At 59.7% G+C, this 19,046-nt stretch carries 19 protein-coding genes; 5 read left to right on the top strand and 14 right to left on the bottom strand.

Annotated elements, in window-relative coordinates:
• Nucleotides 1-115 precede the first annotated feature (115 nt).
• From dsbG to dsbD, 3 genes are read right to left on the bottom strand one after another with little or no spacing between them, the layout of a single operon-like run.
• The gene (gene dsbG / locus ACQR3R_RS30585; protein WP_428278485.1) at nt 116-883 is read right to left on the bottom strand and encodes a thiol:disulfide interchange protein DsbG; all 768 of its coding nucleotides are present in this window, start codon (nt 881-883) and stop codon (nt 116-118) included.
• On the bottom strand, nt 859-1,725 hold the full coding sequence (locus ACQR3R_RS30580) for a TlpA family protein disulfide reductase (RefSeq protein ID WP_428278483.1): 867 nt from the start codon (nt 1,723-1,725) through the stop codon (nt 859-861). The genes dsbG and ACQR3R_RS30580 overlap by 25 nt, the downstream gene beginning before the upstream one ends.
• Nucleotides 1,725-3,461 (bottom strand): protein-disulfide reductase DsbD, encoded by a 1,737-nt coding sequence (gene dsbD, locus ACQR3R_RS30575; RefSeq protein ID WP_428278481.1) that lies wholly within the window; start codon nt 3,459-3,461, stop codon nt 1,725-1,727. The genes ACQR3R_RS30580 and dsbD overlap by 1 nt, the downstream gene beginning before the upstream one ends.
• A 153-nt stretch (nt 3,462-3,614) precedes the next feature.
• On the opposite strand from dsbD, the gene ACQR3R_RS30570 reads away from it, so the two are divergent.
• From ACQR3R_RS30570 to ACQR3R_RS30560, 3 genes are all read left to right on the top strand, one after another.
• Nucleotides 3,615-4,298 carry a response regulator gene (locus ACQR3R_RS30570; protein WP_428278479.1) on the top strand — a complete coding sequence of 228 codons (684 nt, stop codon included), beginning with the start codon at nt 3,615-3,617 and terminating at the stop codon, nt 4,296-4,298.
• On the top strand, nt 4,298-5,620 hold the full coding sequence (locus ACQR3R_RS30565) for an ATP-binding protein (RefSeq protein WP_428278477.1): 1,323 nt from the start codon (nt 4,298-4,300) through the stop codon (nt 5,618-5,620). Before ACQR3R_RS30570 ends, ACQR3R_RS30565 begins: the two co-directional genes overlap by 1 nt.
• 95 nt (nt 5,621-5,715) lie before the next feature.
• A complete protein-coding gene (locus ACQR3R_RS30560) occupies nt 5,716-6,201 on the top strand; it encodes a GNAT family N-acetyltransferase (RefSeq protein ID WP_428278475.1) in 486 nt (161 codons plus the stop codon).
• 198 nt (nt 6,202-6,399) lie between these two features.
• Here ACQR3R_RS30560 and ACQR3R_RS30555 read toward each other — a convergent pair whose 3' ends face one another.
• Genes ACQR3R_RS30555 through ACQR3R_RS30520 form a run of 8 tightly spaced genes read right to left on the bottom strand, consistent with a single transcriptional unit; the run spans nt 6,400 to nt 12,531 of the window.
• Nucleotides 6,400-7,302: a metal ABC transporter substrate-binding protein gene (locus ACQR3R_RS30555; RefSeq protein ID WP_428278473.1), complete on the bottom strand. Its 903-nt coding sequence runs from the start codon at nt 7,300-7,302 to the stop codon at nt 6,400-6,402.
• Complete coding sequence (locus tag ACQR3R_RS30550; RefSeq protein ID WP_428278471.1) at nt 7,303-8,202, bottom strand: metal ABC transporter permease; 900 nt, start codon at nt 8,200-8,202, stop codon at nt 7,303-7,305.
• Nucleotides 8,202-8,945, bottom strand: a complete 744-nt coding sequence (locus ACQR3R_RS30545; protein ID WP_428278469.1) for a metal ABC transporter ATP-binding protein — start codon at nt 8,943-8,945, stop codon at nt 8,202-8,204. The genes ACQR3R_RS30550 and ACQR3R_RS30545 overlap by 1 nt, the downstream gene beginning before the upstream one ends.
• Nucleotides 8,942-9,868 carry a metal ABC transporter solute-binding protein, Zn/Mn family gene (locus ACQR3R_RS30540; protein WP_428278468.1) on the bottom strand — a complete coding sequence of 309 codons (927 nt, stop codon included), beginning with the start codon at nt 9,866-9,868 and terminating at the stop codon, nt 8,942-8,944. Before ACQR3R_RS30540 ends, ACQR3R_RS30545 begins: the two co-directional genes overlap by 4 nt.
• 35 nt (nt 9,869-9,903) lie before the next feature.
• Nucleotides 9,904-10,476, bottom strand: coding sequence for a DUF6162 family protein (locus tag ACQR3R_RS30535; protein WP_428278466.1), 573 nt, complete (start codon nt 10,474-10,476; stop codon nt 9,904-9,906).
• Nucleotides 10,473-10,802, bottom strand: a complete 330-nt coding sequence (locus ACQR3R_RS30530) for a hypothetical protein (protein ID WP_428278464.1) — start codon at nt 10,800-10,802, stop codon at nt 10,473-10,475. The genes ACQR3R_RS30535 and ACQR3R_RS30530 overlap by 4 nt, the downstream gene beginning before the upstream one ends.
• Entirely contained in the window at nt 10,799-11,341 is a 543-nt protein-coding gene (locus ACQR3R_RS30525) for a hypothetical protein (RefSeq protein ID WP_428278462.1), read from the bottom strand. Before ACQR3R_RS30525 ends, ACQR3R_RS30530 begins: the two co-directional genes overlap by 4 nt.
• Entirely contained in the window at nt 11,338-12,531 is a 1,194-nt protein-coding gene (locus tag ACQR3R_RS30520) for a PepSY-associated TM helix domain-containing protein (protein ID WP_428278460.1), read from the bottom strand. The genes ACQR3R_RS30525 and ACQR3R_RS30520 overlap by 4 nt, the downstream gene beginning before the upstream one ends.
• A 296-nt stretch (nt 12,532-12,827) precedes the next feature.
• Here ACQR3R_RS30520 and leuC point away from each other — a divergent pair, with 296 nt between their 5' ends.
• Both leuC and leuD read left to right on the top strand, forming a co-directional pair.
• The gene (gene leuC, locus ACQR3R_RS30515) at nt 12,828-14,249 is read left to right on the top strand and encodes a 3-isopropylmalate dehydratase large subunit (protein ID WP_428278458.1); all 1,422 of its coding nucleotides are present in this window, start codon (nt 12,828-12,830) and stop codon (nt 14,247-14,249) included.
• Nucleotides 14,246-14,860: a 3-isopropylmalate dehydratase small subunit gene (gene leuD, locus ACQR3R_RS30510; protein ID WP_428278456.1), complete on the top strand. Its 615-nt coding sequence runs from the start codon at nt 14,246-14,248 to the stop codon at nt 14,858-14,860. Before leuC ends, leuD begins: the two co-directional genes overlap by 4 nt.
• 129 nt (nt 14,861-14,989) lie before the next feature.
• Here the strand turns inward: leuD and ACQR3R_RS30505 are convergent, their stop codons facing one another.
• The 3 genes from ACQR3R_RS30505 to ACQR3R_RS30495 form a co-directional block, all read right to left on the bottom strand.
• The gene (locus ACQR3R_RS30505; RefSeq protein ID WP_428278454.1) at nt 14,990-15,940 is read right to left on the bottom strand and encodes a LysR substrate-binding domain-containing protein; all 951 of its coding nucleotides are present in this window, start codon (nt 15,938-15,940) and stop codon (nt 14,990-14,992) included.
• Between the two features lie 12 nt (nt 15,941-15,952).
• Nucleotides 15,953-17,272: a C4-dicarboxylate transporter DctA gene (gene dctA / locus ACQR3R_RS30500; protein ID WP_428278452.1), complete on the bottom strand. Its 1,320-nt coding sequence runs from the start codon at nt 17,270-17,272 to the stop codon at nt 15,953-15,955.
• A gap of 97 nt (nt 17,273-17,369) precedes the next feature.
• The gene (locus ACQR3R_RS30495; protein WP_428278450.1) at nt 17,370-18,245 is read right to left on the bottom strand and encodes an alpha/beta fold hydrolase; all 876 of its coding nucleotides are present in this window, start codon (nt 18,243-18,245) and stop codon (nt 17,370-17,372) included.
• Nucleotides 18,246-19,046 lie beyond the last annotated feature (801 nt).

Here is a 19,046-nt window from a genome sequence, read left to right as displayed (position 1 = left end):
GGGGTGGGGGGTTTGGGTCCCCAACTGGGTTTTGGGGGGAATTTTTTTTTTGGGGGTTTTTTCCTTCAAACCCCCCATCACCGGCAAGCCAGGTTCGCGTACAGGGTCAGCGAATTTATTTGGGCCCGAGGATCTTCAACAGTTTGTCCGGCGACGGTGCGCCTTGCTGTTGTTGCAACTCGCCGTTTTCATCCATGTAGAAAATTGCCGGCGTTGCAGACAATTCCAGCTCTTCCATCAACTGCATGTTCGCTGCCAGCTTCGCTTGAATCGCCGGCGGTACCTCTTTCAAGGCCTTGAGCGGGCTGGCCTTGCCGGATTTTTCGTGTTCTTCAAGCGCTTTGCTCGGGTCTTTCGCGGCCAGCAGTGCCGCAGACTTACCCGGGCTGTCCTCACGAATGATGCCGACCATGATGTGCCGCAGTTGCACCTTGCCCGAGTTCACCCATGGCCGAGCTTGCTCCCAGAACATGTTGCAGTAAGGGCAGTTCGGATCGCTGAACAGGTAAACCACGCGCGGCGCGTCTTTCTTGCCGTCACCGATCCAGTTACTGGCCTCCATCTTGGCCCAGACTTCCTTGGACATCGGCGCATACACCAGTTTTTGCAGGGGCGCGGTACTCAGGTCGTTGCCATCGGCGTCGTACAGGTTGCCCAGAAGCACATGCTTGCCGTCCGGTGTCAGGTACAACGCGATGCCGCGGTTCTGGTATTGCGCTGCATAACCGCGCAAGCCATCCGGCGCGTCGAACTGGCCGACGATTTTCGCCCCTTTGGCTTCGATCTTCTTGATCGCATCGGGCAACTCTTCAGCCTGTACCGACGGCAGGTGCAGCAGAGCGGCGCCCAATGTCAGAGTCAGCAAGTGGCGGAGGCGAGGCATGGCAGTTTCCTTGAAGAGTTGGCCGGGTCGGCAGGTGAAGGGGTTTCGAAGTTTTCCAGGGCCCGAGTCAGGCTGGCTTCAGACAGTTCGCCCAGATGGCTGCCCAGCAGGCGGCCGTCGTTGCTGTAGAACAGCGTAGTTGGCAATGCCATCGAACCGACGGCCTGGCCCAAACGGCCACCACCATCGAACAACACATTGGACAGGCTCAAACCCTGGGTTTCCAGGAAGGTACTGACGCTTTGCATGCTCTCACCCTGATTGACGAACAGGAACGTCAGGTCGGGGCGATGTTGCTGGGCGTTTTCCAGCACCGGCATTTCCCGGCGGCACGGCGGGCACCAGGTTGCCCAAAGATTGATGACCAACGGGCCACCCTTGTAGTCAGTCAGTTGCACGGTTTCACCGGCGGCATTGCGCAAGGTGATGTCTGGCAGGCGTGTGCCTTGTTCATAAATGGTCAGGGAGAACGTCGCCAACAACCAGAACGCCAGGCCGCAGCCTACGCCGTAGCCCAATGGACGACGCAAGCCTGGGCGGCGCCAGCCGCGATACAACGCCGCAAGTAGCAGCACAATCACACCGGGCCAGGCTAGAAAACCGCCATCGCGCAGGTCGATGATCTGCCATGGATCGTTGCGATATTGGGCCCAATAGGCGATCACGAAGCTGACGCGAGCGGCCAGCATCCCCAGCAGAAACAGACCGAACAACGCCGACTCGGGATTCTCGCCACCACGTTTGGCCGCTCGCCAGCCGACGAAGGTCGCCAGCGCCAATGCACTGATCAGCAGCAAGTGATTAAGTGCAATGGCAAACGTGCCAAGCGTGAAAGTCAGCATTAGCGAGCGTCTCTGGTAAGGGTCCAGCGTTGCAGGAAGGTCTCGGCATCGACTTCGCCGGTGATGCGCTGGCTGCGACGCTCCTCGCCATCAGCGCCGATCCACAGCAGGCTGGGTGGGCCGGGTACTTTGTAGCGGCTGAGCAATTCGCGGCTGTCGGCATTGTCAGCGGTGACGTCGAGCCGTAGCAGGCGTACATCGCTGAGCGCTTCAATGACCCGGGTTTTGCCGAAAACCTGTTTCTCCATGATTTTGCACGACACGCACCAGTCGGCGTAATAGTCCAGCAGCACCCATTGGCCCTGAGCCTGGGCGGCATCCAGTTCGCGTTGCAACGCAGCGGGGTCCTTGATTGTGGTGAACGCGTCATGCCCTACCGGGTTTGCTGCGTTGCCCGAGTTCGTGGTGCTGTAAACCTGCAACGGCTTGAACAAATCTGTGCTGCCGCCCGCGGCACCGATGACCAACAAGCTGCCCCATACACCGAGCAACAACGCGCCGGCACCGAAGACTTGAGCGGTCCGCCCGAAACCGGCGGACTGACGCCAGGCACTGTAAGCGGCGATCAGCAGCAAGGCGCCGCACAAACCGAGCCACAGCGATTCATCCAGTACCGGCCGCAACATCAGCAACGCGGTGGCAAGGAACAGGAAGCCAAAAATGCCTTTGAGCAAGTTCATCCACGCACCGGGTTTGGGCAGGAAACGATTACCCACCGTCACCAGCAACAACAGCGGCACGCCCATGCCAATGCCCATGGCGAACAGAATCAGCCCGCCGTGCAGTGCGCTACCGCTTTGGGCAATGTAGAGCAGGGCGCCGGCCAATGGCGCCGTCATGCACGGGCCCACCAGCAAACCGGACAATGCGCCCAACACACCCGCACCGATAAGGCTGCCGCCACGCTGATTGCGCGACACATTTTCCAGGCGATCACGAACAGCTACCGGCAATTGCAGCTCGAAGAAGCCGAACATCGGCAACGCCAGCAGTACAAAAATGGCGGCGAAGCTGCCGAGCAACCATGGGTTTTGCAGCAGGGCCTGAAGGTTTGCACCCAGAAGCGCTGCCAGCACGCCAAGCGCTGCGTACACCAGCGCCATGCTCACCACGTAACTGGTGGCCAGCGCGAACCCGCGTTTAGGGTTTGCGCCACTGCCGACGATCAAACCGGCGAGAATCGGCAACATGGGCAAGGTGCAAGGGGTAAAGGCCAGCAGTAGGCCCAAGCCGAAGAACACCAGCAAGCTCCAGCCTAGAGCCCGCTGTTGCAGGTCGCTGGCCAAGGCTTGATCGGGGGCTTCACCGGCGGTCGAACTGGCCGCTTTACCGCCCAGATCAACGACCTGGGTTTGCGGCGGGTAGCACAGGCCGGCGTCGGCGCAGCCTTGAAAGCCAACCTTGATCTGGCCCGTTGCACCGGCCGGGATTTTCAGTTCCAGGCCTTGGCGATACACCTGCTGCTCACCGAAAAACTCATCGCTGTGTGCTTCGCCTTCAGGCAGTGCGGGTTTGTGCTCAGGCGCCAGACCATCGAATTTTAGGCGCTGTTGATACAGGTAATAGCCGTCGGCGATTTGCCAGTAAAGTTGCGTCTCACCGGTTTCAAGGCGTTCCGAGGTGAAGATAAACGCTTTGCCAACCGGAAGAAAATCGGGCTTGGTTTCAAACGGATTGATCCCGGCCTGGGCTAAACCCGAGATCAAGAGAGCAAATAATAAAAACAGTCGACGCATGGGTGAGCCTTATCCCTGAGCAATTGCGGTGAACAGTGGCGGGTGGCGATTAACCGATCATTAACCGTGTCGGCCTTGTGGATACAGCACTTGCAGCATAATGTCCGCTTAATCGGCCAACGGCCTAATCAGCTTTTTTCTACGGGGCTTACCATGCATGTACTTGTCTGCGAAGACGACGAGCTGATCGCCAGCGGCATCGTTGCCGGGCTCACGGCTCAAGGTCTTACCGTGGAGCACGTCGCTACTGCGTCAGCGGCGCGGGCGATGCTCAAGGTTGCCGAGTTCGATGTGATGGTGCTCGACCTGGGACTTCCCGATGAGGATGGCCTGAAACTGTTGCAGCAATTACGCCACGGCGGTCTGGAAATTCCGGTGCTGATTCTAACCGCTCGCGACTCGGTGACCGACCGTGTCGACGGTCTACAGGCCGGAGCCGACGATTATTTGCTCAAGCCTTTTGATCTGCGCGAACTGGCGGCGCGTCTGCACACCTTATTGCGACGTGTGGCGGGGCGCAGTGTCAACCTGATCGAACACGGCGCGCTGACGTACGACCCGAGCAGCCGCGAAACGATGCTGGGCGGTCAGCCAGTCGACCTTTCCCGCCGCGAGCAGTCGCTGTTGCAAGCCTTGCTGCATAACCGCGGCCGAGTGCTGTCCACCGAGCAGTTGAAAGACAGCGTGTACGGTTTCAACGATGAGCTGGAAAGTAACGCCCTCAACGTACATATCCATCACCTGCGACGCAAACTCGGCAACGGTATCGTCGAGACGGTGCGCGGCCTGGGTTATCGCTTGGGGCCAGCAGATGGCGGCGGAGAAAATTCGAAGTGATGAGCCTGCGTTTGCGCCTGAGCCTGACACTTGGCGCCGCGTTTGCGCTGATCTGGGCCCTGGCAGCAGCCTGGATGCTCAGTGACCTGCGCAACCAGATGATGTTTTCTCTCGACCAGCGCCTGGTGGCTTCGGCGCGCATGGTCGCCGGCCTGATGGAACAATTGCCGGCGTTACCGACCAAGGGCGAGGGCACGCATTTCAGTGCCGAGCAACTGACCGTACCGGGCGGCATGGCGTGTCAGGTCAGTTCGTTGCGCGGCGAGATTCTTGCGCGCAGCCATACCGAACCGCAGCAAACCCTGGAAAACGAAAAACTGGGCTTCCACGATCAAATGATCGACGGTGCGCCATGGCGCAGCTTTACCTTGGCCCGGGGTGATTTACGCATCACCACCGCCGACCGGCAGATTGAACGCGAAGCGTTGAACATGTCGATTCTGCTGGCTGCGTCGGTGCCGGTCGGTGTGGCGTTGCTCGGTTGTCTGTGCCTGCTGTGGCTGGGGATCGGCCAGGGGCTCGCGCCGCTCAATCGCATGCGCGACGCGTTGATGCGCCGCAGCGCCGACTCCCTTGAACCTTTGCAGGTTCAGCCGCTGCCCAGCGAGTTGCAACCGTTGCTCGATACCCAGAATCAATTGTTCTTGCGTATCGGCAAAACCATCGAGCGCGAACGGCGCCTGACCGGTGACGCCGCCCACGAATTACGCAGCCCGCTGACGGCGATCAAGACGCACCTGCAAGTGGCGCGAATGACCGAGGGCGTAGCGCGAGACCAATCGTTGGCCAAGGCTGAAGAGGGGGCTGACCGTCTGCACCGAACGCTCGAACAATTGCTGTTGCTGGCACGCGTCGAGGGCAGCCTGTCATTCGATGACGGTGTGCAATGCAACGCTGAACAGGTGGCCAAACTGGCCATTCAGGACGCAGCCAACGGCGATCGTCAGCGGATCAAGCTGCAATTGCCCGCCAGGCTTTCCAGTGCATCGCTGCAAATGCCAGCCGTGTTATCGATTGCCGCGTTGCGCAATCTGTTGGATAACGCGCTGCGTCATACGCCAAGCGACGGCGCTGTGGAACTTAGACTGGAAACCAGCGACGATCGCGTGCGGTTTGTGGTGCGTGACCATGGACCGGGCATTGCCGAAGACGACTTGCAACACCTGACCCAACGCTTCTGGCGTAATGGCCAGAGCACTGGTTGCGGTTTGGGGCTGGCGATTGTTCAGGCGATTGTTCAGCGCTGCGGCTGCACACTGCACTTTGACAGCCGGCCCGACGGTTTGCGGGTGGAGTTGACCATGCCACTGCAACCGGTGTGACACATCCCATGTAACGTCTCGGCGTTAGTCACTCTTGCACCATTGGCGCTATCGTCCCCGGCAGCTTTTTCTCAATGGATTGAGGTGACAGCGCCATGAATACAGGCTTACACATTTGCCAGGCAACGCCGGCCGATGCCGGCATCATCAGCCGCATTATCGAACGCTCCATCCGCATCGGCTGTGCACTTGACCACCGCAACCACCCGAAAACCGTCGCGACCTGGACCCACAATAAAACCATCGAACACATCGTGCACTGGCTCGCCAACCCGCGTTTGTACCTAAATATCGCCTTGCTGCACGACAAACCGGTCGGCGTCGCGTTGGCGGAGATCAGCGGTAAAGTTGCGTTTTGTTATGTGCAGCCCGAATGGTTTCGGCGCGGTGCCGGTCAAGCGCTGGTGCGGGACCTTGAAAGCTGGTTGCTGCATCAGGGGTTGCGTCATGCACAGCTCAACAGCACTCGAACCAGCGAAGCGTTTTACCGCCGTCTGGGCTATCAACCCTGCGCTCAAACGTTCCAGATCGCGGGGTTGCGTGCCACTCCCATGCACAAAGCGTTGTTTGCTCCCTCGTAGAAAGCCGCTTCGGAGTTTAAATCCTGGGCCGCCGTAACTCACCGAGTTTTGTCCAGGGAACCCAATCTGAATCTGGCTTGCCGGCAATGAGGCTTTCAACATCGCCCACGCTGGCAAGCCAGGCTCCTGCAGTGGATTTGTGGTGACCATCCTGTGGGCGCTAGCGGCTAGCGGCTAGCGGTGAACGATGACGCGGTCTCAAACCCCGCTCAACCCCTTGATCAGCATTTTCACGTTCCCTTCCAGTTCCGCCACCGGGTCTGCGGCATCGGTGCTCAACACCAGCAATCGGCTGCCTGATTCAGTAATTGCCGCCTTCACTGCATCCGACGGTTGCCTGTGATGCAACACCACCGCCACGTCATTGTCCTTCAGCGTCGTACTCAACGCCTTCAGTTCTTGCGGGGTCCATGCGGCATCCGGCCGGTCATCGACGCCGACCAATTCCAGGTTAAGGCCGCCGATCAGATAGCCGAAGTGGTCGCTCAAACTCATCACGCTCAAGTTATCGACAGTCGCCAGTTGTGCTTCGCTGTCGGCACTGAGCTTGAGCAAGCGCTGTTTCAACGCCGCCAGATTGGCCTCGATTGCAGGTTTGGCTGCCGGTGCCAGACGCACCAGATCCGCCGCCATCACGTCCGCCATTCGCCCCATGTTATTGCTGGAGAACCACGGCTGGCTGTTCAAGCCATCAATCTTGTTGCCCGGTTGCACGGCGATGCCGGGCAGGGCGCCATCCACGGGCCGGGCGGCATCGACTTCGACAATACGAATGTTGCTGCGCCGCGAGATCGGGTACAGCGGGTCGTCCGCCCACAGCGAACGCAGTCCAATCACTGCATCGGCATCGCTTGCCAGTTTGGCCAGCGCCGGTGCGCCGCGCCCGGTGAAATAGGCGGTTTGACGACTGCCCGGCAAGTTGGCCGGCGCCGCGCGTTCAAGGCTGATATCGGTGCCTTTAAGCAGCACTTCGCCCAAGCCGTAAGTGATCGGCAACGAGGCCAGTACCCGCAGCGGCTTCGTGGTGTCCGCCGCAAAAGAGCTGTTGACCAGTGCACACAGGGCGAAGGCGAGAGTCAGTTGACGCATTTTGAAAGACATTTATCCGAGGTTCCCTTTCAGGCTTGGTACGACGCCACGAGCAATAGCGGCGAGAGCGAAGGCGATACCGGCCACCAGAATGATTGCGGCGCCGGATGGAATGGGCAGGTCGAACACAATCGGCGCGAGAATGCCGCACAGCGTGCTGACGGTTGCTATTGCCACCGAACACCAGAAAAAACCTTTCAGCGACTGGCTGAGCAACCGCGCCGCTGCTGCCGGAATCACCAGCAACGCGCCGACCAGAATGGCGCCGATGACTTTCACCGCTGCCACGGTGATCAGCGTCACCAGAATCACAAACAGGTAATCCAGGGTTTTCACCGCCACCCCGCGCACTGCCGCCAGTTGTGGGTTGAAACTGGCGAGCATGATGCGGTTGTACAACGGCAGGGCCAACGCCATGACCAACGAGCCAACGATGGCCAACACCAGCAGATCATTGCCGTTGACCGTCAGTACCGAACCGAACAGCACGTTTTCGAGGATGTGCACGTTGATCTTGCCGGCCAGAATCAGCAACAGGCTGGCGCCGAGTGCCAGTGACACCGAGAGGAAAACCCCGATCAATGTGTCCGGCGCCAACCCTGTGCGATTGCGCAGGTAGTTGAGCAAGATCCCGAACAGCAGGCAGTAGCCGAACAAGCTGCCGTAAGGCCCGGTGTACGGCTCGCCAAGCAGAATGCCGACTGCTACGCCGGTTAACGCCGCATGCCCCACCGCTTCGGAGAAAAACGCAAAGCGTTTCACCACCACCAACGTGCCCAACCCGCCCAGCACCGGACCGATCAACAACCCGGCGAGCAACGCATTCACCACAAACCCATACGCCAGTGCTTCAGGCAGATAACCTGAAGACGCCCAGCCCTGAACCATCAACCGAAAGGCTTCGTAACTCATCAGGCAGCGCTCCGTGGATGGGTGGAAAACAGCGTCAGCAAGCGTTCTGGGGTCAGCGCCTGTTTCGGCGTGGCATCGAACAGCACCCGGCGATTGAGCCCGGTGACGCGATCGGCCAAGCGCCCGACCGCTTCCAGGTCATGCTCGATCCACAGCACGGTAATGCCCCGTTGGCGCCAGTCACCCAGCAATCGTTCGAACACCTGGATGCCGGCTTCATCGAGTGCCGACATCGGTTCATCGAGCACCAGCAATTGCGGTGCGGGGATCAATCCCTGAGCCAGCAACACGCGCTGGCGTTCACCACCAGACAATGCGCCCATGCGTCGCTTGCGCTTGTCCTGCATGCCGACACGCTCCAGTGCCTCACCAATCGCGGCGGCGTAATGCTTGCTCACGCCCAGGAATGCCGGACGCCGCTGGCACATGGCGGCCATGAAATCGTCGACGGTCATCGGCAGTCCGCGATCAAACTCCAAGGCCTGCGGTACGTAACCGATGGTTCCGGGTTCGCCGGGCCATTGCAGGCTCAAGCGGCCCTGATGCGGCATTTGCCCGAGCAGGGTTTTGATCAGCGAACTTTTGCCGCCGCCATTGGGGCCGACCAGCGCATGCACGCTGCCGGGTGAGACCTTGAAGCTGACTTGATCGAGGATCGTCGTGCGCCCGAGTGTCAGGCAGACGTCGGCGAATTCAAGTGTCGGACCTGCGCTTTGAAGAATCAGGGGTTCTTGAGCCGTCATGCGCCTGACTCCTGAATCGCCCGAACCACGGTATCGAGATTGCCGGTCATTTCCTTTTCGTATTTGTCGGCGGTGTATTCGCCGTAGGAAATGTGCGACAGCGGGTACAGCTTCACCGAAGATTCACGCTGGATGGTCTCGACGTAGGACGACGGGAAATCCATCTCCGAGAAGATTACCTTCACGTCCAGTTCACGCAGTTGATCGATGGTTTTTTTCAGTTGGCTGGGACTGGGTTCAATGCCGTGAGCAGGTTCGACCACGGCCGTCACTTCGAGGCCGAATTCGCGCAGCAAGTAGTCGTAGGCTGCATGCACGGTGGCCACTCGCAGTTCGGCATTCGGTGCCTCGGTCAATTTCGCCAACGCATCGGCGCGCATCTGCCGCAAGCGTTTACCGTAGGCGCGAGCGTTTTGGGTGTAGGTCTTGGCGTTGGCCGGATCGAGTTTACCGAGCTCACGGGCGATGTTGTTGACCTGGGCAATCGAGGCACTGATCGAGAGGAACGTGTGCGGGTTGACGACCTTGCCGGCACCGCGAGCGGCCACACCGGTGGCGGCCAGCAGCGGCACGTTTTCGTTGGCTTCGATGACCGTGATCTTCGGGGTTTCGCTGGCCGCAATCATGCGGTCGGCGAAGTCGTCATGACCCACGCCGTTGAGCACGATGACGTCCAGCCCGCTGATGCGTTTGATGTCTTCGGCGCGGGGTTCGTAGGCGTGCGGGTTGAAACCGGCCGGTATCAACGGCACCACATCGGCCTTGTCGCCGACGATGTTGGCCACATAGCTGTAATAAGGGTGAAGCGTGATGCCGATGCGCAAGCGCTTGGCGTCATCGGCATTCGCCAGTGAAGGCAGCAAGCAAGCGAACAGGCCGATCAGCATTAGCCGAAAATACGAACGTGAAAATGAAATAGGCATGGGAAAGCAGTCTTCTCTCGAATGGGAGCGAGGGTTCAGTGCCGGTGCTGGCGAGTCACGCCGGCATCGAATTGCGCGACGATCTGCTGCCAGCCGGCGCTTTCGAGTGCGGCGTCAGTGAGGTCGGTCGGCGCTGTGAGGGTGGCGGCGCGGTTGAGCCAGATGTTGGGAGCACCGTCGGCAGCGTTCAAACGCATCAGAAACGAGCCAACAGCGGCGGGCGTCTGGCTCTGGCCGAAATACGCCTCGGCGCCGATCAACTGCCAGGCATGGCCGCCGCGACTGACAGAGCTCGCGTCCTGTGCGAACGGTGCAAAACCTTCATCGGCCAGCGCTTCAGGCGTCGGCAGGGCTTGCTGTTCTTGTTGCAACAACTGGATTTCGTCCAGCGTCACCCGCAAGTCAGCGTAAATCCCTTGCTCGGACGCACTGAGGTCGCGACGGGCGTCCAGTTGATGGCTGCTGACATTGCTCACCGTCGGCGATTCATGGCGCCAGGCGACCACCGATCCGGCCACCGCCAGAATCATCAGGCACAGCAGCAACACATAAAGGGTTTCATGGCCGGCGCCTGCCGGGCGCACAACTTGCGTGGTTGGCGTACTCATGGCGCTTCGATGTCCGCCTGGTCGATTTCGACGACATGACCGGGACCGGCATCGAACAGCACGTAGAATTCGGCGCCGGGTTTCTTGAACGTCATCTTCGAATCGCTGCCGAGTTTGCCTGGCACGAGAATGGTTTCGTCATAGCCGATCACATCCAGGGTCACACCGGGTGCGCCGCTGCCGTCGGAGAAACCGCCGGTGCACTGTATGTGTTCGGCATCAATGGCTTTGCATTCACACATCGGGTTGTGGGCCAGGGCGCTGGTGCTCAAGCCTGCGCAAAGCACCAGGATGCAGGCATGAAGTGGGCGAAAGGTCTTGATCATGGTTTGCCACCTTGTTTATTCAGCCACGCAACAGTGGCGGGGGATGCCTGGCTCAGCGGGATCGAGGCCTGATGCATCGAGCCGTCCCAGCCTTCCATGGTTATCCACAGCTCGGCGTCACTTTTGGTTTTTTCAGGAACGGGCAGCATCGCGCCCATGCGGTACGGCGTGCCGAAGAAAATCACGCCGGCAGCCCGCAGGCTGCGCGGCTTGCCGATGCGCAAGTAGGTTGCCTTGACCTGTTCGCTGCAGCTGTCGCAGAGCGCCGCGTTGAAGCTCTTCATGTAACCGGCCGGGCCATCCAGCCTTGGGGCTTCATTGCGCAATTCGGCCAGGCGCAAGCGCCATGGCCCAACCTGAACTTCACCGACTTCGCGCTCACCCAAACCGGTATCACCGCGAAACAAGGCGGCGTCGGCAAAGTACTTGGGCATGAACCCAAGCGGCACCAGCAACAGCAAAACGTTGATGTGAAAACGCCATTTGAGCCAGAAACGGCTCAGGGCCGATCCGGTTTTTTGGGCGACGAACAGGCTCATTGGCTGACCTCCGTCGATTGGCGGCTGGTGGCGGTGGCCTTGCGCGCAACCTTGTTGCTGCGTTTAAGGGCATTGGCCGTGGCGAGCGCCGTACGTTTGGTCCAGATCAGCAAGCCGCTGAGCACCATCATGCTGAGGATCAGGCCGAAGAAGAACCAGATCAGCTTGATCCAGATCCCACCGAAATCGCCGGTGTGCAGCGGGCGCATGGACTCAGTCACAAACTCCAGGCCCGAGCGATCCGACAGCAGGCGCGTGGCGGCGATGTCACCGCTATACGGGTTGATATCGGCGGTCTGGAACATCAGCGGGTACCAACTACGTCCGCCCACCGACAGGTAGCTGTAGGCATTGGCGGGCATGCTGACAAAGCTTTCGTCGAGACCAGGGATGCGTTCGCGGGCTTCTCGAATTGCCTCGTCCAGGCTGATCATCGGTGCGGGAGAGCCGTCGGCGGTCAACGGCACGCTTTCACGCGGGACCACGGCAGCGACCGGCTCGGTGCTGATCGAAATCTGGTTATCGAACATGAACGCTTCAATCAGGAACCAGGTGCTCGTAATCGAAATAACCGCGATGAACCAGATCGACCAGATGCCACTGAGGCGGTGAAAGTCGCCCCAGAAAATCCGTGCGCCGTGATTAAAACGCAGCGTTGGGCGGAAAAAGCCTTTCCAGAAGCGTTTGTAAACCACGAGGCCAGTCACCAGTGAAGCCAGCAATGGCAAGCTCAGGAACGACACCAGGTACCAGCCCCAGCTGTAACCATTGGTGAACGGCACCAGCCACCAGCCATGCAACGCACGGGTGAATGCCTGGAAGTTGAACTGTGGGGCCGTTCCCTGAATGGCACCGGTGTAAGGGTTGACGTACATCGTTACCGAACGGCCATCGGGGTAGCTGGCCCTCACGTCGAGGGCAAAGTGCGACTCATCGGGCCGGCTGATGCTCTCGATCAGCGTGTCGGGTTCGGCCTTTTTCATGGCGGCGACGATTTGGTCGTAGCTCAGCCTTTGCGCGTCATCCGAGGGTTGGCTGGCGCGCATTTGCGGGTTTGCCAGCCAGACGATTTCTTGACTGACCACCGCCAGCGTGCCGGTTACACAGACGATCAACACAAAAAACCAGATCGGCAATGCCAGCCAGCTGTGGACCAGAAACCAGAGTTTTGAACGGGATTTCTTCGACATGATTAGAGTCTTGTATCGATGAGAGGGCCTCTGCTGCGGGCTTCCCAGCGTTGGGTCCATTAAAAGTGCGGCCATAGCTTTTGCGTGCGTTAGCCGACTGCATCTATATAAGACGAATGAGAATCAAGAATCCCGAACCTGCATATGAAAGCAAATGTTTCACTTTCGGGTGAGCCGCGGCCGATTCAACACGAACCATGTTCCCAGGAATCACTTTCAGGCCATTGATGGCGACAGCGGACTGCCTAAGATGGGATTCAGACGCCTGCAAACCCGCGAGCCTGAGCGAATATTCCATGACCCCAGCAAGAACCCTTTACGACAAGCACATCGATTCCCACACGGTGTGTCGCCTCGATGATCAGGGCCACGTGTTGTTGTACATCGATCGTCAAGTCATCAACGAATACACCAGCCCCCAGGCCTTCAGCGGCTTACGTGAAGCCGGGCGCGAAGTCTGGCGTGCGGAAACCGCGTTGGCGGTGGTTGATCATGTCAACCCGACGGCACCCAATCGTGTGGCCGCCATGCCCGACGCCGGTGGTGCGAGGCAGGTGTCGTACCTGGCGGAAAACTGCCGCGATTTCGGCATTGAATTGCTGGACATCCTCGACAAACGCCAAGGCATCGAACACGTGATTGCGCCGGAGCAGGGCTTCATCCTGCCAGGCATGGTGATTGCTGCCGGCGACAGTCACACCACGACTTACGGCGCGCTCGGCGCTTTTGGTTTCGGCATCGGTACTTCGGAAATCGAGCACCTGCTGGCCTCTCAGACGCTGGTGTACAAACGTTTGAAAAGCATGCGGGTGACGGTTGACGGTGAGCTGGCGCCGGGGCTGACGTCGAAAGACGTGATCATGGCCCTGATTGGCCAGATCGGTGCCTCAGGCGCCACGGGCTATGCCATCGAGTTTTGTGGTTCGACCATCGATGCGCTGAGCGTCGAGGCGCGGATGACCATCTGCAACATGGCCGTCGAAGCCGGGGCGCGCGGCGCGTTCATGGCTCCGGACGAAAAAGTCTTCGCTTACCTCAAGCACAAACCGCGCGCGCCAAAAGGTGTGTTATGGGAGTGCGCTGTGGAAAAGTGGCGCGGACTGCACAGCGACGCCGATGCCCAATTCGACCGTGAGGTCGTGCTCGACGCCAGCACCCTGGAACCGATGGTGACCTGGGGCACCAGCCCGGATCAGGCATCGCCAATCGGCGCCTGCGTGCCCGATCCATTGGACGTCAGCGACTTGATACTGCGCCAGGACATGCGTCGTGCCTTGAACTACATGGGACTGGAGGCGGGCACGCCCCTGAACGAGATCACCATCAGCCATGCCTTTATTGGCTCCTGCACCAATGCCCGCATCGAAGACCTGCGCGATGCGGCCAGCGTGGTGCGCGGCAAACACGTTGCCGGGCATGTACGGGCGATGATTGTGCCGGGTTCCACCGAGGTACGGGATCAGGCAGAGGCCGAAGGGCTGGCGGCTATTTTTATCGAGGCCGGTTTCGAGTGGCGCCAGTCTGGCTGTTCGATGTGCCTGGCAATGAATGATGACGTGCTGGCGCCCGGCGACCGTTGCGCGTCCAGCACCAACCGTAACTTTGAAGGCCGCCAGGGCGCGGGTGCGCGCACACATTTGATGAGCCCGGCGATGGTGGCGGCCGCCGCGATCACCGGCCGGCTGACCGACATCCGTCATTTTGGAGACCGCGCATGAGCCTGCAACCGTTCACCCAAGTCACCGGCAAGGCAGCGCCGATTCTCGCCGCCAACATCGACACCGACGTGATCATGCCCAAGCAGTTTTTGAAAGGTATCGATCGCTCAGGATTGGATCGCGGTGTGTTTTTTGACCTGCGGTTTTTGGCCGATGGTTCGTTGAACCCCGACTTCGTGCTGAATCAACCGGCGTGGCAAGGCGCAAGTTTTATGGTGGTGGGGCCGAATTTCGGGTGCGGATCGAGCCGCGAACACGCGGTGTGGGGCCTTAAGCAAGTGGGTATCCGCGCCTTGATCGGCAGCAGTTTTGCCGGCATTTTCTATGACAACTGCCAGCGTAACGGGGTGCTGCTGATCACTCTGGAAGAAGCGGTGCTGCAGCGGCTGGGGAAAGTAGTCGCTCAGCCGGACAGTGCGCAGATCAGCATTGACCTGCAGGCACAGACGATTGGTTTGCGCGGCGGTGATGTCATCCCGTTCGACATTGACACCTTGCGTAAAACCGCATTGTTACTGGGCCTGGATGCCATCGGCAGTACGCTCGCGCGCAGCGAACAGATCAAGGCTTTCGAGCGCGAACACCTCGCCGCAAACCCCTGGTTAAGCTGAAACCCATGCCCCTGTGGGAGCGAGCCTGCTCGCGATGGCGGTGGTTCAGTCGCCATCAATGTTGAAGGCTGATCCGCTATCGCGAACAGACTCGCGCCCACAGGGATGTGGCTCATTTCATCGTGCTGGCTACACCGACAACCCTTTGAAATGCTCCTGCAAAAACTCCACACACGCCCGCAGCTTTCCGGAGTACGCCAGGCGTGTCGGGTATACCGCCCAGACATTGGCGCTCTGGGTGTAGTCGGGTAGCAATTGCACCAGCCGTCCTTGTTCCAGCAACGGTTTCACATCCCACAACGACCGCAACAAAACCCCGCGCCCGTCCAGAGCCCACTGCAACACAATCTCGCCGCTGTTTGATGATAACGGCCCTCTGACTCGCACGCTTTCCTGAACACCGTCATGTTCCAGGTTCCAGATGCCGAACGCGTTGTCGCGCTCCTTTAACACCAGGCAATCGTGCTGCTCAAGGTCGCTTAACGACTGCGGCGTGCCCAGGCGTTGCAGGTACGCCGGCGCAGCGCACAGCACACGGCGATTACTGACCAGGCGCCGGCCGATGTGTTGGCCGGGAATGTCGTCGCCCACACGAATTTCCAGGTCGAAGCCCTCGCTGACGATGTCTACCACACGGTCGAACAGGTCGAGACGAATTTCCAGGTCCGGGTAGCGCTCAGCCAACAACGACAAGGCCGGCGCCACATGATTACGGCCAAAGCCAAAACTGCTGCACAAATGCAGGCGCCCGCGAGGGCTGTCGTGGGCGTCGGATAATTCGTCATGCAGTTGCTGGAAGTCTTCAAGAATTCGCACAGCCCAGCGTTGCACCCGCTCGCCATCTTCGGTCAAGGCGATACGCCGACTGGTGCGGTGCAGCAAGCGAGTGCCGAGTGTGGTTTCGAGAATCTGGATGCGTTTGCTGACGTAGGCGGGCGACAAACCAAGCTCATCCGCCGCTGCGGCAAACCCGCTTTTGCGGATGACGGTGAGCAGTACGCGCAGGTCTTCGGGTAGAGGCACGGTGTCTTTCTTGGTGGTCATGACAGAACGGGCACTGGCGGCATGAGCCGCCAGCATAGCATCGCCGTTTTACTGGCTGGAGTGTTCGGCGGACAGCTTTGCAGCCGCTGCCGCCGCGCGTGCATGACGACCGCGCTTGAGCTCAATCGGTGCCATTTTGCTGCGGTCCAGTTCACCTTCCCAGGCGGCGACAACCAAGGCTGCGACGGCGTTGCCGATAATGTTGGTGAGCGAGCGGCACTCGGCCATGAAGCGGTCGACGCCAAGGATCAATACCATCGCCGCCACGGGGACCGTCGGCACCACCGCAAGGCTCGCGGCCAGCGCCACAAAACCTGCACCAACGACTGCGCCAGCACCTTTGGAGGTGAGCATGGCCACCGCTAGCAAGGTCAATTGCTGTTCCAGGGTCAAGTCGATGTTGGTGGCTTGGGCCAGAAACAACACCGCCAGGGTCATGTAGATATTGGTGCCGTCCAGATTGAAGGTGTAGCCGGTCGGGACCACGATGCCGACCACACCTTTTGAAGCACCCAGGCTTTCAAGTTTCTGGATCAATTGTGGCAGCGCCGATTCTGATGAGCTGGTGCCCAGCACGATCAGCAGTTCAGCCTTGATGTAGGCCAGTAACTTGAAAATGCTGAACCCGGCGTAACGGGCGATACTGCCCAGCACGCAGGCCACGAAAATGAATGCGGTCAGGTAGAACGTGCCGACCAGTTTCAACAGCGGCAGCAGCGAACCGAGGCCGTACTTGCCGATGGTGAACGCAATGGCGCCAAACGCGCCGATCGGTGCCACGCGGCTGATGATGCCGACGATGCGGAAAAACACTTCGCTGGCCTGATTGATAAGGCTCACCAGCGGCCGGCCCTTTTCACCGACCAACACCAGCGCAATCCCGAACAACACCGAAACGAACAGTACCGGGAGGATTTCGCCTTGGGAGAACGCTTCGAAAAAAGTCGTCGGGATCACGTGCATCAGGAATCCGGTCACGCCTTCGCCGCGTTGTGCCTGGCCGACAAACCCGGCAATTGCTGAGGTGTCCAGGGTTTTTACATCGATGTTGAAACCCGCACCCGGGTGCAGCGCGTGCGCCGCCAGCAACCCGATCAATAGCGCAATGCTGGAGACGATTTCGAAATACAGCAGCGCTTTGCCGCCCACGCGGCCGACCTGTTTCACGTCGTGCATGCTGGTGATGCCTGAGACCACCGTGCAAAAGATAATCGGCCCGATGATCATCTTGATCAGTTTGATAAAGCCGTCGCCCAACGGCTTGAGGTCGATGCCGGTCTGTGGCCAGAAATGACCGATCGCAATGCCCAGGGCAATGGCGATCAGCACCTGTACGTAGAGGGTTCCCAGCAGTTTTCTGATTGTCATTTTTATTATCTCGAGACGGTTTTTGGGCACGACGATCCCGCGCAGGCCAGTGACAGCCTGCGGTGGAAGGTGGGTTCAGGTCAGGGGTGAACGAGGGTCAGCGCAGAAAGCCCAACGCTTCGGCGAGCAGCAGCTCAGGTGCTTCTTCTGCGATGTAGTGGCCGGCGGGCAACGCTTTGCCGCGCACATTGGTGGCGACTTTTTGCCATTCCTTGAGCGGCTCGAAACAGCGCCCAACGGTGCCTTCAGCGCCCCACAAAACCAGTAATGGCAGCTTCAGATGATGACCGACATCGACGTCGTGGCGATCATGCTCCAGATCGATGCTGGCGCTGGCGCGATAATCTTCACAGATGCCGCGCGCTGTACCTGGCAATTTCAGGCAGCGCACGTACTCGGCAAACGCCTCGGGGGTGAACGGCTTGAGCCCTGCGCTACGACTGCCCATTACGCTGCGCAGATAGGATTCAGGGTCTGCTTCGAGCAACGTTTCCGGGAGTGGCGCCGGGCGAATCAGAAAGAACCAGTGCCAATAGGCGCGGGCGAAAGCTTCATTGGTTTGCGCGTACATCGCGAGCGTTGGCGCGATGTCGAGCAACACCATGCGTTGCACCGCATCCGGATGGTCGAGTGCCAGGCGATGGGCGACGCGAGCGCCACGGTCGTGGGCCAGCACCGAGAACTGCGCAAAGCCCAGTGACTTCATCAGCTCGACGCCGTCCCTGGCCATTTCGCGTTTCGAGTAATGGGTATGGTTGTCGCTGGCCGGCGGCTTGCCACTGTCGCCGTAGCCGCGCAGGTCGGCCGCGACCACGGTGAAGTGCCGGGCCAGTTGTTCCGCCACTTTGTGCCAGATGACGTGGGTTTGCGGGTGGCCATGCAGCAACAGCAAGCCCGGCCCGCTGCCGCCGATGCGGTAGGCAATGTCCACGCCGTTGACGTGACGCTGGTCTTTGAGGAATCCGGCGAACATGAGATGACTCCTTGTTGTAGTTGCCTGCATCCTGAAATTGTCGGCGCATAAGGGCAAGGCGCAAAGCGTGGTGCGCTTGTTCATGAAGTGTGTTCAAGCACGTGGTGCGCTTGTTCATGATGTGTGTTCAAGCACGTGGTGCACTTGTTCATGATGTGTGTTCAAGCAGAGGTGTGGGGTGTGGGATGACCTCTTCGCGAGCAAGCCCGCTCCCACATTGGGGCCTGTTCCAGCCACAGATTCCGTGTGCGCCAGAGATCCCCTGTGGGAGCGAGCCTGCTCGCGATGGCGTTGGACCAGTCAACATCATCGTCGCTGTAAGACCGCTATCGTGAGCAGGCTCACTCCCACATTGGGGCCTGTTCCAGTCACAGATTCCGTGTGCGCCAGGGATCTCCTGTGGGAGCGAGCCTGCTCGCGATGGCGATGGACCAGTCAACATCACTTTTGCTGAAAGACCGCTATCGCGAGCAGGCTCACTCCCACATTGGGGCCTGTTCCAGCCACAGATTCCGTGTGCGCCAGAGATCTCCTGTGGGAGCGAGCCTGCTCGCGATGGCGTTAACTCAGTCAACATTATCGTCGCTGTAAGACCGCTATCGCGAGCAGGCTCACTCCCACAATGGGGCCTGCTCCAGCCACAAATTCCGTGTGCGCCAGAGATCCCCTGTGGGAGCGAGCCTGCTCGCGATGGCGTTGGACCAGTCAACATCATCGTCGCTGTAAGACCGCTATCGCGAGCAGGCTCACTCCCACATTGGGTCCTGTTCCAGCCACAGATTCCGTGTGCGCCAGAGATCC

The sequence above is a fragment of the Gordonia sp. IEGM753 genome (assembly GCF_050321825.1).
Lineage (GTDB): Bacteria > Pseudomonadota > Gammaproteobacteria > Pseudomonadales > Pseudomonadaceae > Aquipseudomonas.
Note: the sequence above shows the minus strand (reverse complement) of the source record. Positions and strands in the feature narration are given on the sequence as shown.

Bases quoted from the DNA above. Each gene is read 5' to 3' on its own strand.
- ACQR3R_RS30505 (WP_428278454.1), bottom strand. From the start codon at position 15,940: ATGCTGGCGGCTCATGCCGCCAGTGCCCGTTCTGTCATGACCACCAAG.
- ACQR3R_RS30540 (WP_428278468.1), bottom strand. From the start codon at position 9,868: ATGCCTATTTCATTTTCACGTTCGTATTTTCGGCTAATGCTGATCGGC.
- dctA (WP_428278452.1), bottom strand. From the start codon at position 17,272: ATGACAATCAGAAAACTGCTGGGAACCCTCTACGTACAGGTGCTGATC.
- ACQR3R_RS30580 (WP_428278483.1), bottom strand. From the start codon at position 1,725: ATGCTGACTTTCACGCTTGGCACGTTTGCCATTGCACTTAATCACTTG.
- ACQR3R_RS30530 (WP_428278464.1), bottom strand. From the start codon at position 10,802: ATGATCAAGACCTTTCGCCCACTTCATGCCTGCATCCTGGTGCTTTGC.
- dsbG (WP_428278485.1), bottom strand. From the start codon at position 883: ATGCCTCGCCTCCGCCACTTGCTGACTCTGACATTGGGCGCCGCTCTG.
- ACQR3R_RS30535 (WP_428278466.1), bottom strand. From the start codon at position 10,476: ATGAGTACGCCAACCACGCAAGTTGTGCGCCCGGCAGGCGCCGGCCAT.
- ACQR3R_RS30525 (WP_428278462.1), bottom strand. From the start codon at position 11,341: ATGAGCCTGTTCGTCGCCCAAAAAACCGGATCGGCCCTGAGCCGTTTC.
- ACQR3R_RS30555 (WP_428278473.1), bottom strand. From the start codon at position 7,302: ATGTCTTTCAAAATGCGTCAACTGACTCTCGCCTTCGCCCTGTGTGCA.
- dsbD (WP_428278481.1), bottom strand. From the start codon at position 3,461: ATGCGTCGACTGTTTTTATTATTTGCTCTCTTGATCTCGGGTTTAGCC.
- ACQR3R_RS30565 (WP_428278477.1), top strand. From the start codon at position 4,298: ATGAGCCTGCGTTTGCGCCTGAGCCTGACACTTGGCGCCGCGTTTGCG.
- ACQR3R_RS30550 (WP_428278471.1), bottom strand. From the start codon at position 8,202: ATGAGTTACGAAGCCTTTCGGTTGATGGTTCAGGGCTGGGCGTCTTCA.
- leuC (WP_428278458.1), top strand. From the start codon at position 12,828: ATGACCCCAGCAAGAACCCTTTACGACAAGCACATCGATTCCCACACG.
- ACQR3R_RS30570 (WP_428278479.1), top strand. From the start codon at position 3,615: ATGCATGTACTTGTCTGCGAAGACGACGAGCTGATCGCCAGCGGCATC.
- ACQR3R_RS30495 (WP_428278450.1), bottom strand. From the start codon at position 18,245: ATGTTCGCCGGATTCCTCAAAGACCAGCGTCACGTCAACGGCGTGGAC.
- ACQR3R_RS30560 (WP_428278475.1), top strand. From the start codon at position 5,716: ATGAATACAGGCTTACACATTTGCCAGGCAACGCCGGCCGATGCCGGC.
- ACQR3R_RS30520 (WP_428278460.1), bottom strand. From the start codon at position 12,531: ATGTCGAAGAAATCCCGTTCAAAACTCTGGTTTCTGGTCCACAGCTGG.
- leuD (WP_428278456.1), top strand. From the start codon at position 14,246: ATGAGCCTGCAACCGTTCACCCAAGTCACCGGCAAGGCAGCGCCGATT.
- ACQR3R_RS30545 (WP_428278469.1), bottom strand. From the start codon at position 8,945: ATGACGGCTCAAGAACCCCTGATTCTTCAAAGCGCAGGTCCGACACTT.